Source organism: Paenibacillus sp. BR1-192, from assembly GCF_029542445.1.
Lineage (GTDB): Bacteria > Bacillota > Bacilli > Paenibacillales > Paenibacillaceae > Paenibacillus_AQ > Paenibacillus_AQ lautus_A.
The window spans coordinates 1,474,575-1,501,501 of sequence record NZ_CP120718.1 but is presented as its reverse complement, the minus strand read 5'-3'; the positions used below and the strand labels follow the sequence as shown (position 1 = coordinate 1,501,501).

The following is a 26,927-nucleotide window of genomic DNA, read 5'->3' as shown; positions in this document are numbered from 1 at the left end:
TCCTCCTTCAATAGATTAACTTGGATGCTACATGAACTATTCTAAAGTAGTTCCTATTCCCACGGAAGAAGTGAAAAGTTCTTCACTATATTATAGGAAGGATAGCTGATATACTGGAGTATAGTTAATAGAATACCGGAAGGAGCCTATGGTTGTGGGAAATAAAGCGAGCAGTTACATACCGAAAACTCCCGAACATATCGAATGCAATATCGAAAAAACGCTGCTTGTCCTAGGGGGAAAGTGGGCTTTTCTCGTCATTCGGGAGCTCTTTGGAGGCACGAAACGATTTGGCGAGCTGCAGCGGCAAATCCCGAATGTCAGCCCGCGGGCGCTGACCACGACGCTTCGCCACTTGGAAGAACAGGGCGTGCTGGAGCGCGAAGTATTCCCTACCGTTCCGGTTACGGTGGAATACACCCTAACGCCGAAGGGCATGGACCTGCATGTCATCTGCAAGGAAATGAAGCTGTGGGCAGCACGGTGGACTTAAATTCAAGATAGCTGACAGCGTCCGGCAAACGATCCGAACCCGACGGTTAGCTCAAAAAAAGCAGCGGCGGATTCCGTTTAACGGGAACCGCCGCTGCTTTGTTAAAAGCTTGCTATTTTTAGATTGTCGACTTCATTTAATCGTTATTGTTTTGATTGCCGCGGGATTCTCCGCCTTTGCGGCCGATTTCCTCGTAGAACTCCTTATCGTGGGAATCCGATGTGGCCTCTCCGCCCTTACGGCCGATTTCTTGGTAAAACTCCTTGTCGTGATTCTTGGCCGTTGCTTCGCCGCCTTTGCGTCCGGCTTCTTCTCTGCTCATTTTGTTGCCGTTGTTGTTAGCCATTGTTCATCACTCCTAAGTTGTTTTTTGTTGCTGCTACGTCATCTATTTAACCCTTCGGAAAAAAATTAAACATTACTTTTCGATTCCTTCGCTCACCACATAGGGACCTGTTCCCAGCGTAAAGTGCTGGTTTGGAGGGAGGATTTAATACAGGAACGTCGCCATAAGCCGCCGGATTCGCCACGTATTCGAAATTGCCGGTACCGTCTGGCAGCAGGCCGTTCGCCCAACGCCATTCGCGGCTCTCCTCGCCGCTGAAACCGTACCGGCTGGTTCATGCGGAATCCATGTATGCGTCAGAAATGACAAAAGCCGCGGCTCGCGCGGCTTCATCATAGGATTTACGTCAGATTCGCATACGCCTCTGCAGCCGCATGCAGATAATAAGCCAGCCCCGTCTGCTGCTCTTCCAGCATCCGAAGATGGAATTCATCGTGCAGGAAAAACTTCGTTTGCCCGGCAAAATCGGCGGCGGTAAAAGCGTGGCCATGCTCGTTCATAAATCGCAAATGTTCGTGGATCGCATCTTGAACACGCTCATCATCGTGCCTGATTCCCGTTTTCAAAGCATTGGCCATGCCGGCCATGAAGCCTGCCGCTTCCTTCGCTTGCTCGTTCACATTGGGAACATCCATCGGTGCACCGTCAAGCAAATCCACCTCGTACCGCTCCTTCAAATGTTGATTCTGCTCAGCCAAGGCATCCTTCCACTCTTCTTCGCTATCAAACCCTTTGAACATTTCTTCCGGCTCCATTCGTCTTCCCTCCCCAACGTATTCTATGGACTGCCTCAACGTCTGCAGAACGCGCTCCAGCCGATTCCACCGGGCCAGGAGCAGCTTCTCCTGCTCCTTGAGAATGGAGAGCCGATCCGGCGTTTCCTCCATCAGCTCTTTAATTTGTTCCAGCGGAAAATCCATCTCCCTGTAGAACCGGATTTGCTGCAAGCGCTCCAGTTCCGCCGCGCCGTACAAGCGATACCCCGCATCGCTGATCTCGGCAGGCTGCAGCAGTCCGATTTTGTGATAATGATGCAGCGTCTTGATGGTTACCCCGGACAGTTCCGAAACCTCTTTTACCGTGTACAGCATGCTGTTCCCTCCTTCGATCTACAGTCTAAGGCCTCCCCTTGGAGGAGAGTCAACATGATCATGGATCCCGGATCTTTCGAATCTCCGGAATCGCTTTTCTCAAGAAAATATGATTTTTGCTCATTATTTTGCTAGAATGGTCCATTATGCAATCAGTTTAATAGAAAGGATGTTATAGGAAACGATGAAAAGGAAATGGTTCAAATACGCCATGCTCTTATTATCCGTTGGAATCTTGGGGATTATCTCGTACTATACCTACGCTATCATACAATTCTCAAACCAAATCTCGACCGCTTCAAATCCGGTGAAGCCAACGGGCAGCACGGGGGCCGCACAGGAAGAGGTCATTGAAATTCCGAAGTGGGAGGGCAAAGAACGCGTCAATATTCTTCTGATCGGAGGAGACTCCCGGGGAGACGATGCCGGAAGATCCGATACCATGCTGGTGGCCTCCATCGATCCCGTTACGAAAAGCGCCCATTTGTTCTCGATTTTGCGGGACACTTACGTGGACATCCCCGGTCATGGCAAAGGAAGGCTGAATTCGGCTTTTGCTTACGGCGGCATCGAGCTGACCAGACAGACCATCGGCGATTTGTTGGACCTGCCCATACATAAATATGTTTACACCGATTTTGTCGGATTCATCGCCCTGGTCGACGCCATCGGCGGGGTCGACATTGAAGTAGAGAAAGACATGTATTACACAAGCAAAGCCGACAAGCATATGTACGACATCGATTTAAAACAAGGGCTGCAGCACCTCGACGGCAAAATGGCGCTGCAGTATGTCCGGTTCCGGCACGATGCGAGGTCCGACTTTGCCCGTACCGAAAGACAACGGATTCTCATGACGGAAGTCGCCAAGAAAATGCAGACCACGAGCTCGCTCATCAAGCTGCCCGGCATCCTGGATTCGATCGCGCCTTACATCGAGACGGACTTAAGCCCGAAGGAAATGCTGAAGCTGATGGCGCTCGGGTTTGACGTGAACCTGGACAAAGTCGATCAGCAGCAGATCCCGCCGTTCTCGCTGTTGACCAACGAGAAGGTCGGACGGGCCCAGGTGCTCGGCGTGGATAAAAACAAATTGCGGCAGTACGTGAAGGAATTGTTCGAAAGCGATGCCGCTGAATAAAGCCGGCAAGCAAACGAAGAGGGCGTATGCCCTCTTTTTTTCGGCTAGACCGTCCGCGGACGCTCATGCAGCAGCTCCGACGGAGCACTGCCTGTGAACCGCTTATAGATTCTGTAGAAGTAGGAGAGGTCCTGATAGCCGAGAAATACCGCAATCTCCTGTACCGTCAGCTGCGATTCCGTCAACAGATAGGCTGCCCGTTTCATCCGCTGGGCGTGCACGTACTGGCTGATCGTCTGTCCCGTGACGCTCTTGAAGAGCGCCGCAGCGTAATTGGGCGTTTTGCCGATGGCATCGCCGAGCTCCTCTTTCGTTATTCTCTCCCGGTAATGCCGCTCAATGTAAGATTTCATCCGTTCCGCATGCAAGTGCTTCTCAGGCGTGATAACGCCCCGATCCAGCTCTCGGCTGATATAAATCAACACTTCTGTCAATAATGCTTCTATCATCATTGCATAATAAGACGGGCGCTCCCGCCACTGCTGGTGGATCGCCTTCAAACGTTCGTGGATCAATTCGTAACAGCCCGGCTTATGCTTCAACGCTTCTTCCCGTTCAAGCGCGGATAAAGCCGTGGACGGCTCTCCCGTCCATTGAACGACCATTTGCGTGTGCGTCACGGTAGGGATGCTTTTGCCGTAATACGGAACGCCGGCCGGAATAAGCAGCAGTTCCCCCTTCTCCATAATCTGCTTATCTCCATTCACCCAATATACGCATTTTCCATAGGTCGTCACGCTTAGCCGCCATGCGCTCTTTCCATGGTCTGCTTCCTCATACCAATCGACGCCGCTAATTTGCCGAACTTCAACCGGAGTGACCATAATTTCACCTCATATGCATTACTATAATCCATTCATTGTACTATAGTTCATATCATGATTCGACAAGACAGGCTACAATGTGATCATTAGGGTAGTTCATAAGCTTTACATTTCTAGAAGCCCGAGTGCTGCAACATTGCCGCAGGGTGCAAATACAAAGGAGGAACAACCAACCATGCTTAAGACAAAAATCATCTGTACGATGGGGCCGGCATGCGATTCCATCGAGCTGTTGAAAAATATGATTCAGGAGGGGATGACGGTCGCCCGATTGAATATGGCACATGGCGAGCCGGAGGATCACGTGGCCCGGATTCGGAATGTTCGCCAGGCCGCATCCGAATTAAACACGTATGTCCCGATCATGATGGACATTAAAGGTCCCGAAGTCCGGATCGGCAAGCTGAAAGAGGCTTCCTGCCTTCTGAAACCGGGTGAGGAACTGATCCTGACGACCGAAGAAATTCTGGGAGACGCCCAGCGCATCTCGGTCAATTATGCCGAGTTGAATCTAGTCGTGAAACCGGGAGACCGCATCTTGATCGATGACGGCCTCGTGGACCTGAACGTCATTCGCGTCGACGGACCGGACATTCTTTGCAAAATCGTCAGCGGCGGCGTGCTCAAACCGCGCAAAGGCGTCAACCTGCCCGGCATCAAAACGACGCTGCCCGGCGTCACCGAGCGTGATGTCATGCATATCGGCTTCGGACTGGACAACGACATAGAGATCATTGCCGCATCTTTCGTGCGCCATGGCGACAACATCCGCGAAATCCGCAGCATCCTGAAGGAACGCGGCGCGGAGCATGTGCAGATCATCTCCAAGATCGAAAACGGAGAGGGCATGGAGAACCTGGACGACATCATTGAAGCCTCCGACGGAATCATGGTTGCCCGCGGCGACCTTGGCGTCGAAGTGCCGATCGAAGAAGTGCCGATGATGCAGAAAGAAATGATCGATAAATGCAATCTGGCAGGCAAGCCGGTTATCGTGGCAACGCATATGCTGGAATCGATGCAGGTCAATCCCCGCCCTACCCGCTCCGAGGTGAGCGACGTGGCGAACGCCGTGATCCAGGGCGCAGACGTGGTCATGCTGTCCGGAGAATCCGCCGCTGGCAAATATCCGGTGGAATCCGTGCGTACGATGGCGGCAGTCGCCCGCCGCGCCGAGACCATGATCGATTATAAGGACCAGTTCGCTTTCAAATCCAGACAACAAGTAGCCGATATTACCGAGGTCATCAGCCAAGGCGCGGTCAGCTCTTCCCTCGTGCTGAATGCCAAAGCCATCATTACGTCAACGGAGAGCGGATTTACGGCGCGGATGATTTCGAAATATCGTCCGGAAGCACCGATCATCGCCGTCACGCAGCATGAAGAAGTGCTGGCCAAAATCTGCCTGCTCTCCGGCGTCATCCCGGTAAAAGGCGACAAGGTTACCACAACGGACGAAATGTTCGAGTCCGCGACCCGCAACGCCATCAAGACAGGCTACATCGAAAAAGGCGACATTATCGTATTGTCTGCCGGCGTGCCGATCGGTCAATCCGGCAACACGAATCTGATTAAGGTTCTGCAAGTGTAACGAAACACGCAACAAGACCTCTCCGATGATTTAAGCAGCGCCAATCCGACCCTCCGGGCATATAACGAACTCAGAGGAATAAGCTCGTAAGGAAGGCGCTGCCCGTTTCGGGTGAACCGAACACGTTACCGGAGGTCTTGCCAGAATGTATATACCTTACCATCCTATGGGGATGCAGCAGCAGACTGCCCTTCCCCATGCAAGGAAAGCTCATCACCCAACAAGTCCTTACCAAATGCTGTTCCACTGGAACCGCTTGGACTGGAACTTTCCGAATGCTGCGATGAAGCAGCGGTTCGAGCTGCATCAATACTGGAAGCACTGCATGCCTGCAGGCGTCAAAGTGGACCGACAGGGGCGTTTCTATGTTTCGGTTCCGCGCTGGGCGGAAGGCGTTCCCGCTACGCTCAACACCATCGTGATGGTGAACGGCAAGCCGGTGCTGAATGCTTTTCCAAGCTGGGAGTGGAATGCGCCGGGAGATGTGCGAGTGCTGCAATCCGTCCTGGGTTACGAGATCGATGAACATAACCGGATGTGGATTCTGGATCAAGGAAAAATCGCATATAACACCTCCCCCGAAGGCTCGCAAAAGCTGGTCATCTGGGACCTGAGCGCAAATCGCCTGATCGACTCCATCGTCATCCCGGATGATATTGCACCGCCCCGGACATCGTTCCTGAACGATATCGTGGTGGATAACCGGAACGGTTACGCTTATATCACCGATTCGGGCTCCGGCTGGCCGGATCACGAGGTATACGGGGGCATCATCGTCTACAATATGAGAACGAAGAGATTCCGCCGGGTCCTGGACAGCCATTACAGCACGCAGGACGTGCCAAGGTTCCGGTTCGAGATCGATACGGAGCCGGTCTACCGCAACAAGCCGGTCCGGATCGGCGCGGACGGCATCGCCCTGGCGGCGGATCGCGAAACGCTCTTCTACTGCCAGGTAACCGGACGCAATCTGTATGCGGTCGATACGGGGCTGCTGCGTAATTTCGATACCCCCGATCCGCTCATTCGAAATGCCGTTCAAGCTCTGGGCAGCAAAGGAACGACGACCGACGGCATGCATGCCGACAATCAAGGCCATGTCTTCTACACCATGCTGGAAGGCAAAGGCATCGGTTATTATTCGCCCTGCACACGCTCATTTCACAAGCTGCTGTCCGATGACCGAATGCTGTGGGTGGACGGGGTGGCTTTCGATCAGCGCGGCTCGATCATCTTCAACAACAACCGACTGCACCGCATGTTCGGGGAGCCGCAGAACATCGACTGGGACGATCCTTACAATCTGATTATATGGCGAGCCTACATCGGCCGGGATGTGAAGTCGTATTTATATGGTTGACGGTTATGAAAAAGGGTTAGGCAGTTCGGGCTATCAAGCCCTCTGCCTAACCCTTTTCGTATTATAACTGCAATGCCTGGCCGCAGCGGCCGCAGTACCGCGTCCCTGCAGGCGACACGGTGCCGCAACCCTCGCAGGTTAAAGACGGCGGGGCAGTGCCCGGTCCTTCGGAACCGCCGAGCTTCGAATCGGAGCCGACCGCTTGCCGGAGCCGTTCCTCTACCTGCTGGGCGGGATTGACGGCCCGATGCATCGCCCTTTCCTCCTTCGTGCCTTGCCGAATGAGCGAAAAGAGCAGCGCAATGCCGATGCCCCCGACCATGACCATGCCGACCATTTTCCACAAGCCCGCCGCATAAGGATAGTCCCAAGCCGCATGCAGCAGAATGCTGATCAGCAGCAGGGCAGCCATCCTCAGGAGCCGATGCGCGGTCGAGCCCCGTTTAGCGGATCTCCCTAGGCCATACCACAGTCCGGCTGCGGCAATGGCCGTCCAGGTGCCGTGCCCGAACGGGGACAGCAGCGCCCGGACCCACAGCACGGCCAGCATCCCCGAAGTCGCATGCTGCTGCAGATACATGAAGCCGTACAGAATGCTCTCAACCGCGGCAAAGCCCATGCCTGCCGCAGCTCCGAATACTACGGCATCCATCAGGAATCGCTGCTTGCGGCCGCGGAGGAAGAAGAAGCATACGAGCAGCTTGGCAATTTCTTCGATAACGCCGATCAGAAGCGCTGCCTGCACATGCTCAATGGTCGTTGTCTCCAGGCCGCTGCCGACGGACCAGTAGCGTTCCAGCACCCACGCAACCGGCACGGCGATGATGCCGGAAGCCGCGAATACGGCTGCCAGCCGAATGGGCTTGAATCCGAGCAGCTGGGAGCTGCGCATATAAGCAACAAACGAAACCGGTCCAACGAATCCGCCGGATATCAAAGCGGCATATATCCAAACCGGCTGTTTCAGCCAAATGGCAAGCCCTGTGAACGCAACGAAAATGCCGCTGAGCGCCAGCAGCACATCCATCCAGCGATCTTTTTTGGGAGGGGCCGGAATAACGGCCTCCAGGGTCGCGGCAGCCTCGACTGCAGCTTCCGGCACCTGCTCCGCCTCCGTGAATTGCAGCTTCGCCGATACCTCATCATTGAGAAGCTCGGGTCTTCGAATCCGCAGCACCTCATGAAATTGCCGCCTGACCGGTTCGTACTGCTGCAGGACAAAATGAAACTCATCCCGGCCCATCACCATCAGCTCGCCGTTCTCAAGCGCCGTCACCGTGCCCGTATGGGCTTCGCCGCTGAGCAGGTCCATCTCGCCGAAATAATCCCCGGGTTTATAGACCGCCTTCTTCCGGCGCCCGCTGCGCACTTCGAACCGTCCTTCGGCAATCATATAGAAACGGTCCGCCATGGTGCCTTCCGCGACAATGACGTCCCCTTTGTATACTTTCCGCCTGACCGTGACCTCGGCAAGACCGCGCAGCTCCGCGTTCGGAATCGCGGCCCAGATCGTCGCCTTGCTCAGCATCGCATGCATCGTGCGGATTCGGGCCGAGAACGACAGGCTCTCGTGAAACATCGGGCTTGCCGCGGCAAGCCGGCTGAACGCGTTCTGCTCCAGCCGCAATGCCGTTACCTCGCCGATCGCCTGGGCACCCGAAGTCCTTTTTTCCTCTAGAAACAGGGAGACCTCCCCGATCAACGCGCCTTCGCCCAGAACGTCCAGCGTCACCGTGTGGCCGATCAGATTCCTCGAAACGATCTGAACCTGCCCGCTCATGATGAAATAACAGGAATTGCCGTAGCTTCCCTCTACGATCAACGGATCCCCGTCATGAAACAGCTCCTCGTGCATGGACTGGACGGCACCTTCCAATTCATGCAGCGGCACCCCGCGAAACAGCGTATGATTACGCAAAAACTCCATCGCCTTCGTCGTCATCTGCATTCTCTCCATAGACGAAAAGAATCCGCCCGACGGCAGATTCCTCTCTATTCATTATGTACGACTCTATTATCGCATATTTCCGATGATGCTGCTGCGTGATTCTTCCATTTTCTTAATGAAATTCGTCATGACGTCAAAGGCTTCATTGCGCTTGTTGGTCATCGACTGCAGGCGAAGCATGTCCATTTGCTGGGAGTTCGATAGACTATCGATCGATCCCTTCAGCTTCTCCGTGGCTTGATTGAGCTCCTCGGCCGTATATTCCTTCTTGGATGCATCTGCGATGCCTTCCGCTGCCAGCTTGCCGGCAAGATCGTCCGGTATCGAATATTTGCCGTCCACCGCTTCTCCGGTCAAGGCGCTGTTAATGCCTGCCATGGCGTCGTTCTTCTTGGCGATTTCCTCGTTCCGCTTCTGCACGTCCTGAATCTGGTTGTTAAGCTGCGCATCCAGCATCTGGGTCCGCTGCTGCTGCACGACCATCAATGCGCTCTCAATATCCATGCTGGACAGATCGATCTGTGCGACGTTGCCGATCCCGCCAATGGCATTGTTCGTTGCGCTTCCTCCTACGGCCTGCTTGACCGACTGGTAAGCCTGGTCGTTCATCATGATGCCCGTGCCTGCCACTACCCCGACCAGAAGAGACGCGGCCGTGGATAAAATCATTTTTCGATTCATCGTTTCAACTCCATTCCTCTAATTCTTTGTGCCTAGTACGAAAATCATAGCAAATGCCTGAACGGCGAACAAAGCAATATTTACCATTTCTCGACAATTTATATAAAATTGAAGGGGTTTTTTTCGCTTCCGCCCGCTCGCTGCTTGCCCGATGCCATCCATGGGGATGATTTCGGCTGATGCCGCCTTGAAGCCGCGACAAAAAACCACACCGTGCCCGATGTGGTTTTCCTGGTTCGATTAGCCCACTAAAGCCGTCCGGCTGCTAGCAGCCAGCATCCAAGCTGCGCGTCATGGCTCGTGCGGTTACCACGGTTCCCTGAACCCCTGTCTTTCCTGCTCACAATCGCGCAGCAGCTTCGTGCGAAGCCCCTCATACCAAGAGGGGACATCGGCCAACTCGCTGTCCTCCAGGGAACGCAGCACGCTGGCAAAACGGTACAAACGGCTGAATCTTTGAAATCTTGAAAACTCTGCCTCCAGCTCGTGATCCAGGCTTCGGATCGAGCGATACCCTTTCAGAAATGCCTGCTTGTCATGCTCCGACTCGGCATCGGCAAGAGCCGTGACGATATCCGCCGCATACCAATGGTACATGGCATCGTCGAAATCGATCACGTGGAATGAACGTTCCTTCGCTTCATAAAAGATGTTATCCAGCTGGAAGTCATAGTGGATCAAGCCGTACGTCTGTCTCGACGCGGGCTGGAACTGCAACCATAGACTAACCCGATGAAGCTCATCCATAGCATCCTGCTCCCCGGGATGCCGCCGCAGCACCTGATCGATCAAACGCAGGATGTCCTCCACGCTTCTTCGCCTTACGGCTCCAGGTTCATATCGGCTGGACAGCGTATGCAGCCTTGCGAGCGATTTCCCCCAGTCCCTGCATTGGCGCGCGGTGGGAGTGGCATGTAATGCAATCCCTCCGGCGGCGCTAAAGACGACGCCGTGATACTGCCCCTCCGGTACCTGAATCGTCTCGATCCATTTCCCGTTCACCGAAGGAATCGGCGCGACGCAAGGGTACTCGTGCTTAAGCAAATACTGCATGAATTCCAGCTCGGCCGCCAGCTGCTGGGCCGTATGTTCTTCCTCAAAATTAAACCGGAGGAAATAACGCTCTCCATCGCGGTTAAACACATATACGAAGTTGGAACTGGCCCGCCAAAACTTCAGCGTTCCCTCGTCAAACTCCCAGTTGCGGATCAGCTCGCGGGCGGCCTTGTCACCAGCAAGTCCGCGAACCATCGTCGTTAACTTCATCATTTGCTCTTTTTCCTCCCGCTACAGCGTGAGAGGACTTAAACCTCGACTTATCCTAAGTAACAAGTCCTCTCATCTGTATCCCATTGTGAATATGAATCGTATTCAACAACGTCACCCCTTTCCCGCACATGGACGCAAGAATTGGTCTTGCCCAATCCTATTCTAACGGAGGCGCCAGCCATGCGGGTGGGAGAGAACGGGTATAGGTGAAGTTTACGGCACTATCCTTCTCCCCCGCCTTCTTCCTTAGATAATCTTTTGAATGCGAACGCCAGAATCAGGCTCATGACGATATACATCAACACTTTGGAAGCTGTGCTATACGGGGAGAGCAGTATCCCTGCCAGAAAAAACAAATTCGCTACAAGGTACAGCAGTTTGATTATCATAAGACGGCCTCCATCCGTTCCCTACTCAAACAGCCCGGCGAATTCACCGTAACCTTCCCGGACCAGCGCTTCCCCCGGTATAAAACGCAGCGCCGCGGAGTTTACCTGATAATGCAGGCCGCCCGGCTGGGGCCCGTCATGATACAGATGTCCCAGGTAAGAGCCGGACAATCTGCCGTAGAGCGCGGTGCGTACCTTGCCGCCGCGGAGATCCCCCTTTTTGCTGATATATCCTTCGTGCAGCGGCTTCCTAAAAGCCGGCAATCCCGTACCCGCATCATATTGATCGGTCGAGCTGAACAGAGGGTCGCCGTTCACCACGTCCGCGTAAATTCCCCGGCTTGCGTGATTCCAATACGGATTATCGTAGGCAGGCTCGTCCAAGCCTTCTTGCGTCACCGCGTATTGGATCGCGGTAAGACGCCTGCGCAGCTCATCCTGATCCTCTTTGCGCCTCCAATGCCGCTTCGCAAAAGAATCCCGGCCGGAACCCTCATAATACCGGTTATAGTCATACCGGTGGGTATTATAGTAGTTCTGATGGACATCCTCCGCGGGATAAAAGGGAGCCTCCGGCAGGATCGGCGTCACGATCTTCCCCTTGAACCGGCCGCTAAGCTGCAGGCTGCGCTTGGAGGCTTCCGCCTGCTCGCGCTGCGCTTCGTCATGCACGAAAATCGCCGACCGGTAAGACGCCCCGCGGTCCATGAACTGGCCTTCCGCATCCGTTGGATCAATCAAGCGCCAATAGATGTCCAGCAGCCGTGAGTACGGAAACACATCCGGGTTAAACCGGATTTGCACGGCTTCGTAATGCCCCGTCGTTTCCGTTCCTACTTCTTCGTAGGTCGGATTCTCCGTATGGCCGCCCGTGTAGCCGGAAACCAGGGAAAGGATGCCGGGCAGCTCGTCAAACGGCTTCACCATGCACCAAAAACAACCGCCCGCAAATGTCGCCAATGAGGTCTTGCCGCTTCCATGCTTCAAGGCTATCCGCTCCTTTCATCCATCGTTGTCTGTTTCATGATGATATTAGTGTAGCCTTGAGGCCGCAATGGCAGCAAGTCTCATAACGTTTAATTGGTGTGTTAATCGGCTATATCTCCTCCAAGATAGCTTCAGGAATGAGAAAGCAACCCGCTTTGGCGGCAGCCTTAGCGAGCGGGTTGCTTTCGTCGTTTATCGAGGTACGTCAGCCATTTTATTCTTTAACCGTTCTTTAAGCCGCCCCTTTTAGGCCGCTCCAAGCAACAGCTGGTACCCTGCTGCATCCGGATAGAGCAGCCATGGCCTCTGCGGGATATCGTGGTACTCATCAGAGTTACCTCTCCCAGCTGTTTCTCCTCTATGAGGACAAGTGCCGCACGGGACCAAATCCTGCACTCGCCGGCTCTATCAGCGCGGATCTTCACTTCGGTCAGCTCGCCTTCCTCCCAGCGCATGTCGACAACAAAGCCGCCGCGGGCCCGAAGCCCCTTCACCTCGCCGCTGTTCCACTGTGGGGGCAGGGCGGGGAGCAGCCTTAACTCATCCATATGCGACTGCAGCAGCATTTCGGCAACGCCGGCAATCCCGCCGAAATTACCATCGATTTGAAAAGGCGGGTGGCAATCCAGCAGGTTCGGATAAGTCGAGGAAGCCAGCAAATTCACGAGATGCTCGTGCGCTTCCGCTCCGCGCTGCAACCTGGCGTAGTAATTGATGATCCAAGCGCGGCTCCAGCCCGTGTGGCCGCCGCCATGAGCAAGCCGCCGCTCCAAGGTCTTGTAAGCCGCCTCGGCAAGCTCAGTGGACCGGTCAGGATCAATCTGCTCTCCCGGATACAGGGCGAACAACTGCGAGATATGCCGGTGCCCGGGATCGGCCTCCTCGTAATCGTTCAGCCATTCCATGATCCCTCCATGCCTTCCAATCTGCGGTTCCGGAATTTCCTCCAGCGCCGTTTGAAGCTCCTCCAAGAAGGCAGGCTCATCTCCGACGAGATGGCCGGCATCCAGGCAGGCACGGAATAAAGCCGTCGCAATCTGCCCGTCCATGGCGGGCCCCATGCAGAGGCTGCCGACGGCTCCGTTCGGAAGCACGAATCGGTTTTCCGGCGACACGGAGGGGCCGGTGATCCGTCTCCCTACCTCATCCACGGTCATGTAATCCAGCAGGAATTCTGCCGCTTCCTTCATGACCGGATACGCCCGCTCCCGCAGGAAATCCGCATCGCCGCCAAACCGGTAATGCTCCCACAGATGAAGGCACAGCCACGCGGCTCCCATCGGCCATACGGTACAGGTCATCAATATCCCTTCGGGCCGGGTTTCTCCCCAAAGATTCGTATTATGATGCGCCGCGAAGCCGCGGCAGCCATACATCTCCCGAGCCGTATCGCGGCCATTCGGGAGCATCCGGTCGATCAGGTCGAACAACGGCTCGTGGCACTCCGCCAAGCCCAACAGCTCTGCCGGCCAATAGTTCATCTGAATGTTCACATTGATCGTATACTTGGACTCCCAAGGCGGGGTGAAACTGTCATTCCATATGCCTTGCAGGTTCGCAGCAAGAGATCCGGGCCTGGAACAGGAGATGAGCAGGTATCGCCCGTACTGCACGTATAAGGCAATCAATTCGGGGTCGCTATTCTCTGCGGAAGCGCCTTCCGTCTTCACTCTAGCCTTCAGCAAATTCAGCCGCCGATCGGTGGGCAGGGACGGCTGGTCGTCTTCTGTTCCATTAGGATATTCGACTCGATCTGAAGCGCGGATTACCTCCGTCCCATTCGAAAAGGCAGTTCCGCTATCGGAACATTCCGCCCTGCTCGCTCCGTTCTTGCCTGTGCCGAGCGTAAGCGAGAACCGTTCAAACTTCTCCCGATACTCCGTCTGATGACGGTTTACCAGCTGCTCGTACGACATGCCTGCCGCACGGTCCAGCTGTTCCAGACAGACCTGGGCCGGCTGCCGGCATCGAAAGGTCGTCTGGGCTGACAGCAGCAGCGTAACAGAATCCGCTCCTTCTACCGAGAGAAAATCACCGATGGTTCGAACGGCTCCTCCCACAGCAGCAGCGCGCAGCGCCATGCCAAAGGAAATGCCGTCCGCACCGCACTCTCCCTCCATCAGCAGGGTATCATAACGCAATGATACCGTCCCCCCATCAAAAGGACGGCGCATCAGGTTCGCCGCAAACGTCAGCGCCCCCGGCCTGTCGGCAGACAGGCGAATGACCAGCACGCCATCCGGCGCACTGGCAAAATACGACCTGCGAAATCGGATGCCCCGGAACGAATAGGATACGGTCACCATCGACCGTTCCAGATCCAGCTCTCGTTCATAATGCTCCACCGTTTCCTCCCCGTCCAGGAATTTGAGCAGCAGATCGCCCAGCGGCTGGTACGGCTGCTCGTATTTCGGGGAGGAGGTCATCGCCATCCGGGCTAAATGCTCGGCCCCGGCTTGGCGCCCATCGAAGAGCATCTGCCTGATCTCGCTCAAATACCCGGAGGTGTCAGGATTGGCTCCCCTCCCCGGACCTCCATACCATAGAGAATCTTCATTTAGCTGCACGCGCTCAAGCGAAGGCTTGCCAAAGACCATGCCTCCCAGGCGACCGTTCCCGATCGGCAAAGCTTCATTCCACTCCGCTGCCGGGGAATCGTACCACAACCGCAAGCCCCGATTTGCGGAGATGTCAGGCCGCCGCGAAGCGGTAACATCTATCCCCCCCGTCACCTCTGGCTGCCCCGCAAGATCACGACCTCCCAGATGCCCTTCAAGAGAATACTCGGCATTACTTCCTGTTGTCTCCCTCTCCATAATCCAACACGTCTCCTTCTTCAAGAAAAAGGGGATGCTCAGCGTTCTCCCTGAACATCCCCTGTTCGTTATATATGATTAAGGCTGTTCCGGTATATCCAACGCACCGCCGCCCACCGGCGTTCGGGCCAGATGATCTACCGCATGCTGTCCCAGGCGATCCTTCAGCTGCTGGATGAATAAGCTCTGGAGCGCCACATGCCGATCGGCATATTCCCAATAGCCGTCCTCGCGAGGTCTTGGATCGTAGGCACTCGGAACGAGCGGCTTCACGTTCAAGCCGTCTTCGGTAGGGATATGCCCGATGACATAGTTTTGGGCAGTTGGGGGCTTCTGGGCGACAAGCCCGCCTTCGGTATTCCACATGACGTAATTCGCGCCGGCCCACCCGTGTCCGCTGCCCAGCCATCCCCGGTCGCGGACGCTGATGCGCGCGCTGACGTTGTCGTACAAACCGCCTGTCGACCAGCGGTGGTGCGGCTCGCTTGTATTGTATTCGCGAGTGGCCTTATTGTCGTACATCACGTTCGGCCCTTGCACGCGGCTTTCAATGACGTAAGCATGGCGTGAAGTCTCCGTATAATTGCGCTGCACCAGATTTAACTGCCCCTGGATAAAAAAGCTGTAACGCCGCCCGCCGGTAATAATGCTCACCATGTCGTGCATTTCGCTGTCCTGCACCGTGACCCACTTGGCCTGCCGCCCGACCTGCACCAAGGCATAGGAAAAATGGTAGCCGGCCACCTCTCGTACCCAGGCATTCTTCACGCTGTTCATCATGATGAAACGTTCCGCATGGTCCTCATCGGAGTAATACGGAGTGTCCAGAACATCGTTATCCATCTTCGTGTCGGTCTTGCTCGGATCAAAATCGGATATGGCGCGCATGTTCTCGATCCCTACCTGTTCGATTCGCGATTCGTCCGTCGCCTTGAACAGCTTGCCCCCGCCCCATTGACGCTCAACGGCATTCGCTAACGGAGCGTCCACCGTAATCCGGTTGCCGTCGATCGCCGTAATCACGCGGTCAAAATCCAGATTGAACGGGGACCACTGCTGCGTTCCTCCGGTTCCTGGCCGCATGTAGATATGATCCATGCCGATTTCATGAATCCAGCGGTCGTTGCCGATCCTCCGGACGATGACGGAATCGCCTACCTGATAGTCAGAGGCATCCTGGACATGGAAGGAACGCGAGCCTGCCGGAACGTACAGATCCTGGATATCGGTCTCCGTGCCGTCCACAATCGTTGCGCCATTCGTTCCGCCCACGACGATCAAATTTCTGGCCGTTGTTCCCGTGCCGCGGATGATGGTCCCGTCCTCGCTCTTCCCCTCGCCCCGGAGCACGACGCCGCTCGCCTGGATGTTCAGCGATCCGCCGACCAGATACGTGCCCTTCTTCAGCAGCACGGCCCCTCGGAAGCCGTCTGCGTCGCGCGGCAGCTGCGACACCTCGTCGATCGCCGCTTGCAGCATCGCCGTATCATCCCCGCCGGTTGGCTGCACGGCGATCCTCGCCTGCACGTCGGGAAGCTTCACCCCGCCGCCCATATAACCGACATTCGAGAAATCGATGATCCGATTTCCTTTATAATCGGGAACATACGCCATTCTTCCGTCCTTTCCTGTATATGCGATATGACTCTGACCGTCAGGTATCCCTTTCTTGGGCATGACGGTGTAAAACAAGCTGTCGTAGTAAGTTCCCCCGTCCGCGGCTTGGAACGTCATCCTCACTTCGTGCGTGCCCGGTACCTTCATCCCGCCCGGAAGAGTGATCGATTGACTTATCCCCGTTTGCAGCGTCTTTGTGCCCAGCGAACCTCTGGATTGGCCGTCCTTGAACCATCTGGCGCTAACGGTCCCATCCGTATTCGGAGCGATCGTGACGACAGGCAATGGCTTGCCGTCATCCAGGATCGCCGCCTCGCCGATCTTCTGGACTAACGTCGGATGCGTGAACGAGCTGAAGGCAATATATTTCGCATCCCGGAATTCCTGATCATCCTTCACGACAAACCAGAAATCCGGCGTCCCAACCGTTTGGCCATTAACGCTGATTTCCGCATACATCCGCGTGGCGCCGACCTTGACTCCGGTTACGGAACCAGTTGCATCCACGGCCATGCTGCTCCCCGCAGCATGGTATTGTACCTGGCCTAGAGGGAGCGCAACCCACTCTCCGTTGGCTCGTTTGCCGCGCACCTCCAAGGTCGACGTTTCTCCAATGTCCAAGGTCCGTTCATCATTGTTGTTATAAGGAGTACCATCCGGCTTCACGAAAGCCAGCTCCGTTACGTCCGACGGAATCCCTTGATCTCCATCCTGCATATAAACCTCCAACTCCTTAAGCTGAACGTTGAGATTTCGGCTGAGCTGCAGAGTCACCCGCATTTGGGAAGCGCTTACGGAATCAAACGCCATGACTTCCTGACCGTCCGCTCGAATGCCCCCGTTTTTCGCATAGGCTCTGGTCCAAGACTCGCCGTCAAGGGAATAATCAATCTCGATGCTGCCCAAATTATCTCCCCGGTTTAAGTCCAGGACGACCTGGTTGAAGGACTGCTCGCTCCCCAGATCCACCTGAACGTGCACACTCATGTCCTCACGATCCGTGCTCGCCGGCTGCCAATAGGTATCCTTGCTGCCATCCACGGCTTTCCCGGCTTCACGCCCGCTGATCTCCGAACTGGCCGTTGCCGGCCTATTCATTGCAAGGTTAACCCGCTCCAACCCACCGGCTGCCGCCGTTTCCCCCTGTATTGGCGGATTGCTGAACGAAAACAGCAGAATACCCAGCAGCAATATAATACTCCCCCTTCTTACCTGTCCGTTACGCCTGCGCACCTGTCTCATCAATCATCACCCATCCTTTGTCCTAGTGTAGTGATTAACGATCTACCCGCGATTACAGGATACCCTCCTTTCAGACGCCTCTTGATGCTTCCATGTTAAAACAGCGGCCTCCCGCCAGACCATGCCGTAACTTGCGGAAGGGCCGTGTTTTTTTACGGAGTAACACAACGTAAGAAAACACAACCCGGAGCGAACGGAGCCGTATGCTAAGCCTTCCCTTTGTCCGTTACAATGAGGCTGCAATGGGTACGTCATTTTGGTAGCGACAAGGAAGGAGTTTCGTTTATGGATCATGAGCTGTCCCCATCTCTGTCGGCGCCGTTTCATGCTCAGCTTTTTTCCCCTGACGGGAATTTGCAGATCACCCTGGAGCAGGCGCATAACGGTCCCCTCTTGTATACGGTTATGAACAAGGGATTCCGGGTTCTTGACAGATCCCCGCTCGGACTCATCACGGACAGATACCAATTTCAGCAAAACATCCGCATCCAGGGGGTTGAGCACAACACGATCACGGAGCGTTACGAGCTGATGACCGGCAAGCAAAAATCGCAGTCTTACGAAGCTAGCGAGCTGGTGCTCCTGGCTTCCGTCGAGCATCATCAGGTGAGGATTCGATTCCGCGCTTTTCGAGACGGCGCTGCTTACCGTTATGAGCTGCAAGGAGAAGGTGATATTCGCATCGAGAACGAGATCTCCGGATTCCATCTGCCGGAGGATCGGATGCTTAACGTCTGGGCGCAGCCGTTCATGCGGTGTTATGAACGAACCTACGACCATGCCATGCCGAACGATCTTCGGGGAGGGCATTTCGGCTTCCCGCTTTTGGTTCAATCGACAGAGGAGCAATGGCTGCTGCTGACAGAAGCTGCCGTGGACGGCGGTTATGGCGCCAGTCACCTCGCAGCCGATGAGCAAGACGGCCGGAAGCTTCGCATCTCGTACGCTCCGGATCAGGAAACGCCGATTGCCGCGCAGCTTCCGCTCTCGACGCCTTGGCGCGTCATGATCATCGGATCGCTCGGGGATCTGGTGACTTCATCGGTAACGACTCACCTATGTCCCCCGCCCGTGCTGAAAGACACCTCTTGGATCGCTCCGGGCAGAGCAGCCTGGTCCTGGTACGCGGAGGGCGGTTCTTGCGGCGATATGGATATTCAGCGGCAGCATATCGATTTTGCCGCCGGGATGGGATGGGAATACGTCGTCGTAGACGGCGGCTGGGAGGGTGTGCTGGATGCGCCTCAGCTGATCGATTACGCGAAGGAGCGCGGCGTCGGCATCTGGCTGTGGACGCATTATCAAGGGCTGAACACGGAGGAACTCCGAGAAGAGAAATTACGCCTGTGGGCCTCCTGGGGTGCGGTTGGGATCAAGGTCGATTTCTTCGACAGCGACAATCAAGAGACGCTCCAGGTCTACGACGCCATCGCCGAATCCGCCGCCAGACACCGGCTAATGGTTAATTTCCACGGATCCACCAAACCGAGCGGGGAGCACCGGACATGGCCTCATGTGATGACAAGAGAAGGCGTTTACGGCGCGGAATACTACCGGGCGCAGAGTGAAGGCCCGAATGCGGTTCATCTCTGTACCTTGCCGTTTACGCGAAATGTGATCGGATCCATGGACTTTACGCCAGTCACGTTCAGCAGGAAGACCAACACGACCCAGGGGCTTCAGCTCGCTCTGGCCATCCTCTTCGAGTCCGGCATCCAGCACTATGCGGATGCGATCTCCGTGTTCGCTGACCATCCGGGCAAGCCGCTGCTGGCCGAGGTTCCTGCCGTCTGGGATGAGACGCGGCTGCTGGAAGGTTATCCGGGCCGGTACGTTACGATCGCCAGACGATCCGGTACGGAATGGTTCGTCGCCTCCATCTGTGCCGCAGGAGGACGAGATGCCCGAATCCCGCTGGATTTCCTTGACGATCATACGGCATACCAAGCAGTGATCTATCAGGAGCAGGCAGAGCCGGACGAATATCGTTATCGTTCCGTTCTTCCTCCCATTGAGATTCGCACGGAAACCTGCTGCAGCACAGATACGATCACGAAGCGCCTGAAGATATATGGAGGTCTATCCATCCATCTCACGCCGTTTTGAAAAAATCGGAGAATGATTGCTTAGAATACGATAGCGTATATGCTCAATCAATTCGTCAATAACAGAGTCAGAGCTATTTGTTTGCCATCCCCATGAATAAGATGGTGAACGATTAGGCGACAAACTGTCAAATAGAGATCGATAAAGAATCACTAAGATTGGAGGACGGAGTTGGTGCTTCTGTGATCCTTATAGAATCGATGAAGGCTTCGAGATTCCATAACCTAAGTTGGATGTTTTGGATGTTAATTTTCTCAAATCAAAAGTAACTTTTATCGATAGTTTATTTACCCATTTTAATTATACGAACAGCCTCATAATTATTATCTCCATCTGATTTTTAAATTCAGTCAGGTTATGCAACAGCGCTTCAACATCCTGTATTACCTTTTTTTGAGTTAAACGCTTGGTTATTTTTGTTTCTGGAATATCTCAAATTAAGCTTAAGATCATCCCCTGATTTGCTTTACTGAAAATAAAAGATGCGCAAAGTCCAGACTGCTTGAAGATAGCTAATGTAGTATAAAAGAATAGTAAATTTCAATTACCGGGTATGGAATTAAAAATGATTAAAAAATGAAACAACAAAATAGAGCTCTAGGCAGATTCGCCCGGAGCTCTTTAGCTGATACTTTTTGGATTAAAATCTGAACAATTAGACAATAAAACACCTAAGAGGCCAAAGTTCAAACAGTAAGGGTGCCATCTAAGAAAGGAGCAAGAATCGGCTTGCCCTCTAAAGGCGAGGCAAAGGAAGCTATAAATCACTCTTGATCTTGCCTAGAGCTTATATATACTCCTTAGTGAAAAAACCAGTTCCCAATCTTGTGTGGATTCATTTTTTGCTACTTTCTCAAAAAACTATTTTACATTTTTGCTGAACTATCCTGCATTAAAACATTTCTTTTGATGGCCATAATGATGCATGCGACACCTACAGCAGATAAGCTAAAAATAATTAAAGAAATTACTGAGGCTGAAATGTATTCCGATAAAATCAAATATAAACTAGCTAACGAAGTTGCAACAGTATTGGATAATGCACTAAGGGCTGAATATGATGCCCGTTTATCTACTGGTATTAAAGCAACTTGCTCCGATTGCCAATATGGTGAGAAAATAAGTTCACCAACACTAGCTATAACCATGAATACTAAAAGAATAAACAGTTGGTCGCTATATGATATCGCAGTATACCCTAATATATAAAGGGATAATCCTACAATTAAGTTGTTCAACTTATTAAACTTTTTGATCTTATTTTGGATTACAAATGTAAAAAACACCACTAGTAAAGTATTTAATATTTGTAGAATAGAAAACCCTATAATCCCGTCAATGCGAATATTATATAAATTAACTACTTCAAAATTTTGAGACAACCTTACGTTAGTGTAATTACTCAGTGAAAATTCAGCAGAAAAAACTAAGGCGCTTCCTAGTACAAAAATTACCCACTTGGTATCTTTTAAGGCTATTGCATACTGATTACTTAAACCTTTAAAAATATTATTACTTTTTGCTGTGTATACCTGTGAATGGTTAGTCAAGTATAACTGCAGAATTATAGAAATGGTTAAAATAATAATGGCCGCTACGAAAGTTAATTCAATTAGATAGCTTTTATAAAAAAAACCTCCAATACCTGCGCCTACCGCCATAGACAAGTTCATCATCCAATAATTAAATTTATATATATATTCTCTATTACTGGAATTTGTAGAATCCATAACCAGCGCATTATATGCTGGTTTGTATATATTGCTGCTTATGCTTTGAAATATGAAAAATACATATAAAGCTATAGTAACGAAAATGTTTTGTATTACTTTTTCATGTATAAATAGTGTGGTCGCTAAACCTAGTAAACTAATAATCTGTAAAGCTTGCCCCCACAAAAGTACATGCTTGCGATTATAAAGATCTGCTAAATATCCTCCAATAATAGAGGATATAAAACTACCAATTAAACTTACAATTAAAATTACTCCGGTGAGAGATTTACCAACATGATTAGCAAGATAAATAATGAAATAAGGTGTAGTTGCCAATGAAATTGTTCTCGTAAAAAAAGAAGTGATAAGTCGAATTTTTATATTCGTTGAGAAATTTTTAAACTTCATGTGATCATCTCACAATAACGATAATATTCAATTAAGGCATCTATGACTCCGCTCATCCCACCATAATAGGATAAATCTAACATATTCAAATTACCGTTTGGGAAATAAATCTGATTTTGAAAAACAAATGTGAATCTTAGTAAAGTACTTACTAATTTATTTAGGGATTCTTCATCTAGGGACACAAAATTATATTTTTGAAGAGCCAATAGTATCTTAAGATTACCTGCTAAACCATCTCCATAGGAAATACCTGTTATATATTGGTTATACATCGGCTTTATTAAGGCCTGCAATAAAAACAAATGTTCTTCTGATGGTTGAAGATAGATCAATTTTGCTAGTGTCAAAGCAACTCCACCATTCCCAAAAAATCCAATGTGATATTTAGAACTTTTAGGAGAAAACGGTACATACAAAGCATCATTAATAGTAACTGTTGAATTTATACAATGTTCAAGGACTTGGTATGCCGTATCAAAAAACACTAGATTCTTAGTATCCTCATACAGTTCTAAAAGGAAATAAGAGATTCCAGATAAGCCATTGTAAAAACCCAGTTCTTGTACACTAAATTGTTTTTCTTTAAAATTTTTTAATCCCTTTACCACTTCTTTTCCTATCAAAGATGCTTGTTCTAGCAGATGATTGTCCGCTTTATTGAATCGGTAAATATGAAGATAGGCTAACCCAATTCCACAGATACCTTCATAAAGATTTAACTCAATGACGTCTGTTATTAAGATTTTATTTATATGCTGGCTTTGAAGTCTTTTGCTTTTATATGTACCAAGAGCTATGCCAGCGTTACCATCAAAAAATGAAGGATTAGCAATGGAGGTTTGATTAATGAATCGATTAAGCTTATCACCTAATTCGTTTATTTTGCTGGATTTCAATGAAAGGACATTTTCCAGTTTTTCAATGGTTAAAAAAACACCTAACGATCCGCGCCATAAACTTAATTGTTTTTCTTGATTTACAAAACGAAAAATTCGTCCTGAACTATCCAAACATGCGTTATTTAACAAGCATTCATAAGTCTTTTGCAATGTAATCTTTACCGAGTTTCTGATACCAGCAGTGGTATAAAAAGTATTTGTTTTTGTTTCAAGCATCATCCCTTGAGTTGACAATTCTTGAATTGCTGAATCAAATTGAAAGTGATGAGCACTAAAAATCATTTTTTCTAGAATTTCAAATATCCCCTTCGTAATTATCGAATCTTTAAGAAGCCCGTCCAGAATCTTCTTAACATTATCGGGGGAAACTGAATAGAAGCTTCCTGTATTATGGAAAAAGGATAAAAATAGCAAGCCAACTCCTTCTATATCAACTTCAAATCGGTTTGCTAAATCCTCTCTAAGTTTATGATAACGAAATCCACGTGTTTCCATGAAATATGATCCATCAAATGCCATTTCCTTATTTGTAGCTGATTCAAAATCGATAAACTTAGCTTGGCCAGTCGGTGTAATCATTACGTTATATCCTGAAATATCCCCAATACTCACATCGCACTGATGCACTGAACGTAATGATTTTAAAATTTCAATAAATATTGATACACCAAGCTTTAAATTCAATTGGGGGTTAGATTGTTTATTATCAATAAAGACAGGATCAGTAACTATCTGATGAAATGTCTTCCCTTGAATATAATCAACACTAATGAAGAAGTGCTCCCATTCATAAAAATGATCTCGTAGTTTAGGTACTGCAGGACAATCGGCTAGTACATTTAAAATTTCCATTTCATTTTTTCTAAGTCCTATCGCATCTACGCCATTTTTTAATAGCGCTAATGATGGACGTGCCTCTTTTAAAATGACTGTCTGTTGTGTATTTTCCTCTTTTGCAAGATATACTCCTCCGCTATTTGACATGTGTATTACATCATTAATTGTATACTTACCGTTACAGAATTTTCCCTCTATAGCATTTTTACCGGTGCATTTTTCAAGAGGATCGATAATCCAGCTAGGCTGATTATAGCGCGGCATAGGGTCATCGATATATACTTCCTTATTAGGTCCTTCAATTACATGGCGCCACTTATTATTGATATATCGTTTTTCCTTAATATTCATTCTGCCGTAACGATAATAAAGAACTTTACAATCTTCATACCGCTTATCAGATAAAATATATGGTCCATTATAATTTTTCAATTTTTCCCCTAAAGCAATAATGGTATTAACAAAATCGTCTTCGTTTATGGGGTAAATTGTAATAAACTTTCCAGAAGAACTACGCTTTCCAGACTTGGAAAGATTCCGAGCCAGTACCTCCGGATCTAGTATAACTTTAAATGTTATCTGATTAGTGTGACAATATGTACTTACCTGATCTAGAATCATTTCTGCGTTCGATGGAATAGCAGATACATGTATCTTCCAACCATAATCAGGGAGTATCCTATCTGAATACTGCACTTTCAAAAAAATTTTATCTCTAACAAAATTAATCTGGTTCTTAGTTAATATCTCTTTATAAACTTCAAGAGGTTGATAGGCGTCAATATCATTCTCAATATATAATAAATTTAATTGTTTATCGCTAATAATAAAAATCACCTCATGGTAAGATAAAAATATCCGACTAACTCAGAAGTTAGCCGGATATTTTTGTTTTGTTTACATCAAAGTCCAGCTTGTACCAGGATACCCTTCAGCAACCAATGTAAATTGGTCTTCTTCAGCTTTCAAAGATTGTAAGTTCAATACGTTTGACATTTTTATCTCTCCCTTTATCATTTTTATTGTCTACTATTTAGTAGATAATCCTATTAAAGCAGATTATTTAATATATGACATATTTTGTATCCTATTTTATACTATATTTCAATTACTATATTTAATTGGCGCATCTATGTGCAAAATCTCTTACATAATTTATGAACATTCTTTAATGCTTTTAAAATAAGTTTACCTTTCATAGAACAAGAAAAAATATAACGGAGGTCTCCATAATGCAAATTCATTTCAGGCAATCAACTTTCGATGACATTCCAAGATTACTCAGTATTCAAAAAGCTGCATTTCTAGAAGACTTATTAAGATATGAAGATTTTGAAACAAACCCTGCTTGTGAATCTTTTGAAACATTAAAAGATAATATAGAAAAAGCTCATCATTTTACTATTTTGCACGAGCATTGCCATATTATTGGTGCTATTGACATTCGAGGAAATAATGAACGTATGCATATAAGTAAAATATTCGTGGACCCAGAAATTCAAAATAAAGGAATTGGAACCTATTCCATGAAATATATAGAGTCTATTTTTCCAGATACTAAGCTTTGGACTTTGTATACGCCATGTTTAAGCTTCCGTAATCATCATTTATATGAAAAACTTGGGTACAAAAAAGTTAAAGAAACTCCTGTTAATGACAAACTTGTTTTATTTAAATATGAAAAATTGGGGGGAGATATAAAACAATTATAATCACAGTTTATTATCGATAGAATTACTCTCAATACTTTAAATGATAGCATTGCTCTGTATCCCAAAATGTTCATGCGGCTTTTATATAGAGATCAATCGATTTAAATGCTAGATAGATCCATGGAATGGGGGATCAAAGCCGCATACATTTGGATTGAGTACCGTGGGCACCACAAAGCGATTCCCCGCGATACATCTACGTTTCTAATACTCAATTAATAGATTTGTAACTTTCTTATAATGGCTAAAATAAATATCATAATAATTTTCGTGTCCTAAATGTTGAAATATTTCTAATGATTTCCTGCACTTTATAGATCCTTCTAGATGGTGATTAAGAATTTCTAAGAGACCTTCATAAAATAACAATATTGTCTCTTCAAAAAAAGAAGTACCGTTATTAAAATACCCTTTTGCTTGTTCCAATAAATTCTCTGCATACTTATATTCTTTGATATCTATTGCGATATAAATCAAATTAAATAATAAATATGACAACAATTTTTGATCAGAATTCATCTCTTTGTATGTATACGCTCGTGATATCAATCTTTTTGAAAGCATTAAGGAAGTTTTGGGATTAATCATGAATAAAAAACTCGTGAATAATGTTAGTTCGTAGTAGCACCATTCATTCACATCAAATAAATAATCAGTAATGGAGTCTATGTAAGAAGCATCAACCTTTGCAATGTCAAAGTGATGTTGGATGCAATGACAAAGAATCCAAAGATGATAATAAAAAATATCGTTTGTTTGACTATACTTTTCTTCTAATAACTCTTTCACTTCTTGAATTGGTTTTTGTTTTGTTTTTAAGTAGTGTTGATTTACAGTTTTTAACATTTTCATTTTTTCAGAAAGTTGAAAGTCATTGATCATAAATAAAAATTCATCATAATTCACGTTACAATAATCTAAGATATCCGTTAAGCGTTCTGAAGAGATAGAGTGCTTTTCTGCTTCAATTTTTGCTATGTACGGTCTACTCATACCAATAGCATTTGCCAAAGATTCTTGTGTAATGTTTTTGCTGATTCTAATCCTTTTAATTGTTTTTCCGATTCCCATTGTGTTCACCTCAAATAAAATCAGTTGTTTAAGCTCACAATCCGCACCTTTGGCACTACATGGTAACAAACAAAATGCACTTATCAGTAAGCTTCAACTATGGCTTTTGATCCGTTCGTTTCCCATATATCCATTTCGAGAGTGTTCAAAGAAGTTTTGTACTATACGCACCCGTTAAATAAAAGCATAAGGAGGATTGTGAGTAAAAAGGAAAAATAAACCTTTTATTTTATTATATAACAACATTTTACTGTTTCCAACTTATAGAAATTATTTACTTATTCTTCCTATAAATTAATCCGAAATTTGTTCTTTAATTTTGTTATCAAATTCACCTACTCAAATTCATTTCCTATGTTTTACTCAGAGATATTTTAAAAT

18 protein-coding genes and 1 pseudogene are annotated in these 26,927 nt (G+C 49.2%); 6 read left to right on the top strand and 13 right to left on the bottom strand.

Annotated elements, in window-relative coordinates; all coding sequences use genetic code 11:
* The first annotated feature begins 148 nt into the window (after window positions 1-148).
* Complete coding sequence (locus P0X86_RS06380) at window positions 149-493, top strand: winged helix-turn-helix transcriptional regulator (protein ID WP_277748141.1); 345 nt, start codon at window positions 149-151, stop codon at window positions 491-493.
* 139 nt (window positions 494-632) lie between these two features.
* Here P0X86_RS06380 and P0X86_RS06375 read toward each other — a convergent pair.
* Window positions 633-839 (bottom strand): annotated as a pseudogene (locus P0X86_RS06375) (KGG domain-containing protein); the annotation flags it as partial.
* Between the two features lie 341 nt (window positions 840-1,180).
* Window positions 1,181-1,930 (bottom strand): MerR family transcriptional regulator, encoded by a 750-nt coding sequence (locus P0X86_RS06370; protein ID WP_277748140.1) that lies wholly within the window; start codon window positions 1,928-1,930, stop codon window positions 1,181-1,183.
* A 184-nt stretch (window positions 1,931-2,114) separates the two neighbouring features.
* Between P0X86_RS06370 and P0X86_RS06365 the strand changes: the two genes are divergently transcribed.
* Window positions 2,115-3,071 (top strand): LCP family protein, encoded by a 957-nt coding sequence (locus P0X86_RS06365; RefSeq protein ID WP_277748139.1) that lies wholly within the window; start codon window positions 2,115-2,117, stop codon window positions 3,069-3,071.
* 44 nt (window positions 3,072-3,115) lie between these two features.
* On the opposite strand, the gene P0X86_RS06360 is transcribed toward P0X86_RS06365, so the two are convergent.
* Window positions 3,116-3,895, bottom strand: a complete 780-nt coding sequence (locus tag P0X86_RS06360) for a helix-turn-helix transcriptional regulator (RefSeq protein WP_096775124.1) — start codon at window positions 3,893-3,895, stop codon at window positions 3,116-3,118.
* A gap of 175 nt (window positions 3,896-4,070) precedes the next feature.
* On the opposite strand from P0X86_RS06360, the gene pyk reads away from it, so the two are divergent.
* The gene (pyk, locus tag P0X86_RS06355; protein ID WP_009594353.1) at window positions 4,071-5,486 is read left to right on the top strand and encodes a pyruvate kinase; all 1,416 of its coding nucleotides are present in this window, start codon (window positions 4,071-4,073) and stop codon (window positions 5,484-5,486) included.
* A gap of 145 nt (window positions 5,487-5,631) precedes the next feature.
* Window positions 5,632-6,846, top strand: a complete 1,215-nt coding sequence (locus tag P0X86_RS06350; RefSeq protein WP_277748138.1) for an L-dopachrome tautomerase-related protein — start codon at window positions 5,632-5,634, stop codon at window positions 6,844-6,846.
* A gap of 61 nt (window positions 6,847-6,907) precedes the next feature.
* On the opposite strand, the gene P0X86_RS06345 is transcribed toward P0X86_RS06350, so the two are convergent.
* The 7 genes from P0X86_RS06345 to P0X86_RS06315 all read right to left on the bottom strand — a co-directional run bounded on the left by P0X86_RS06345 (window position 6,908) and on the right by P0X86_RS06315 (window position 17,795).
* Entirely contained in the window at window positions 6,908-8,788 is a 1,881-nt protein-coding gene (locus tag P0X86_RS06345; protein ID WP_277748137.1) for a cyclic nucleotide-binding domain-containing protein, read from the bottom strand.
* 72 nt (window positions 8,789-8,860) lie between these two features.
* Window positions 8,861-9,475 carry a hypothetical protein gene (locus P0X86_RS06340; protein WP_096775120.1) on the bottom strand — a complete coding sequence of 205 codons (615 nt, stop codon included), beginning with the start codon at window positions 9,473-9,475 and terminating at the stop codon, window positions 8,861-8,863.
* Window positions 9,476-9,781: 306 nt separating this feature from the next.
* Window positions 9,782-10,744 (bottom strand): phosphotransferase enzyme family protein, encoded by a 963-nt coding sequence (locus tag P0X86_RS06335; protein ID WP_277748136.1) that lies wholly within the window; start codon window positions 10,742-10,744, stop codon window positions 9,782-9,784.
* A gap of 221 nt (window positions 10,745-10,965) precedes the next feature.
* Window positions 10,966-11,133, bottom strand: a complete 168-nt coding sequence (locus tag P0X86_RS06330) for a hypothetical protein (protein WP_213580391.1) — start codon at window positions 11,131-11,133, stop codon at window positions 10,966-10,968.
* 21 nt (window positions 11,134-11,154) lie between these two features.
* A complete protein-coding gene (gene msrA, locus P0X86_RS06325) occupies window positions 11,155-12,120 on the bottom strand; it encodes a peptide-methionine (S)-S-oxide reductase MsrA (RefSeq protein ID WP_277748135.1) in 966 nt (321 codons plus the stop codon).
* 221 nt (window positions 12,121-12,341) lie between these two features.
* Entirely contained in the window at window positions 12,342-14,936 is a 2,595-nt protein-coding gene (locus tag P0X86_RS06320) for a glycoside hydrolase family 95 protein (protein ID WP_277748134.1), read from the bottom strand.
* 78 nt (window positions 14,937-15,014) lie between these two features.
* Window positions 15,015-17,795 (bottom strand): discoidin domain-containing protein, encoded by a 2,781-nt coding sequence (locus P0X86_RS06315; RefSeq protein ID WP_277749004.1) that lies wholly within the window; start codon window positions 17,793-17,795, stop codon window positions 15,015-15,017.
* A gap of 285 nt (window positions 17,796-18,080) precedes the next feature.
* Here P0X86_RS06315 and P0X86_RS06310 point away from each other — a divergent pair, with 285 nt between their 5' ends.
* On the top strand, window positions 18,081-19,901 hold the full coding sequence (locus tag P0X86_RS06310; protein WP_277748133.1) for a glycoside hydrolase family 97 protein: 1,821 nt from the start codon (window positions 18,081-18,083) through the stop codon (window positions 19,899-19,901).
* Between the two features lie 866 nt (window positions 19,902-20,767).
* Here the strand turns inward: P0X86_RS06310 and P0X86_RS06305 are convergent.
* Together P0X86_RS06305 and P0X86_RS06300 are read right to left on the bottom strand one after the other, a co-directional pair.
* Entirely contained in the window at window positions 20,768-22,024 is a 1,257-nt protein-coding gene (locus P0X86_RS06305) for an MFS transporter (RefSeq protein WP_277748132.1), read from the bottom strand.
* Window positions 22,021-24,600 carry a class III lanthionine synthetase LanKC N-terminal domain-containing protein gene (locus P0X86_RS06300; RefSeq protein WP_277748131.1) on the bottom strand — a complete coding sequence of 860 codons (2,580 nt, stop codon included), beginning with the start codon at window positions 24,598-24,600 and terminating at the stop codon, window positions 22,021-22,023. The genes P0X86_RS06305 and P0X86_RS06300 overlap by 4 nt, the downstream gene beginning before the upstream one ends.
* Window positions 24,601-24,995: 395 nt before the next feature.
* On the opposite strand from P0X86_RS06300, the gene P0X86_RS06295 reads away from it, so the two are divergent.
* Window positions 24,996-25,475: a GNAT family N-acetyltransferase gene (locus P0X86_RS06295; RefSeq protein ID WP_277748130.1), complete on the top strand. Its 480-nt coding sequence runs from the start codon at window positions 24,996-24,998 to the stop codon at window positions 25,473-25,475.
* Between the two features lie 204 nt (window positions 25,476-25,679).
* On the opposite strand, the gene P0X86_RS06290 is transcribed toward P0X86_RS06295, so the two are convergent.
* The gene (locus tag P0X86_RS06290; RefSeq protein WP_277748129.1) at window positions 25,680-26,546 is read right to left on the bottom strand and encodes a helix-turn-helix domain-containing protein; all 867 of its coding nucleotides are present in this window, start codon (window positions 26,544-26,546) and stop codon (window positions 25,680-25,682) included.
* Between the last annotated feature and the right edge of the window lie 381 nt (window positions 26,547-26,927).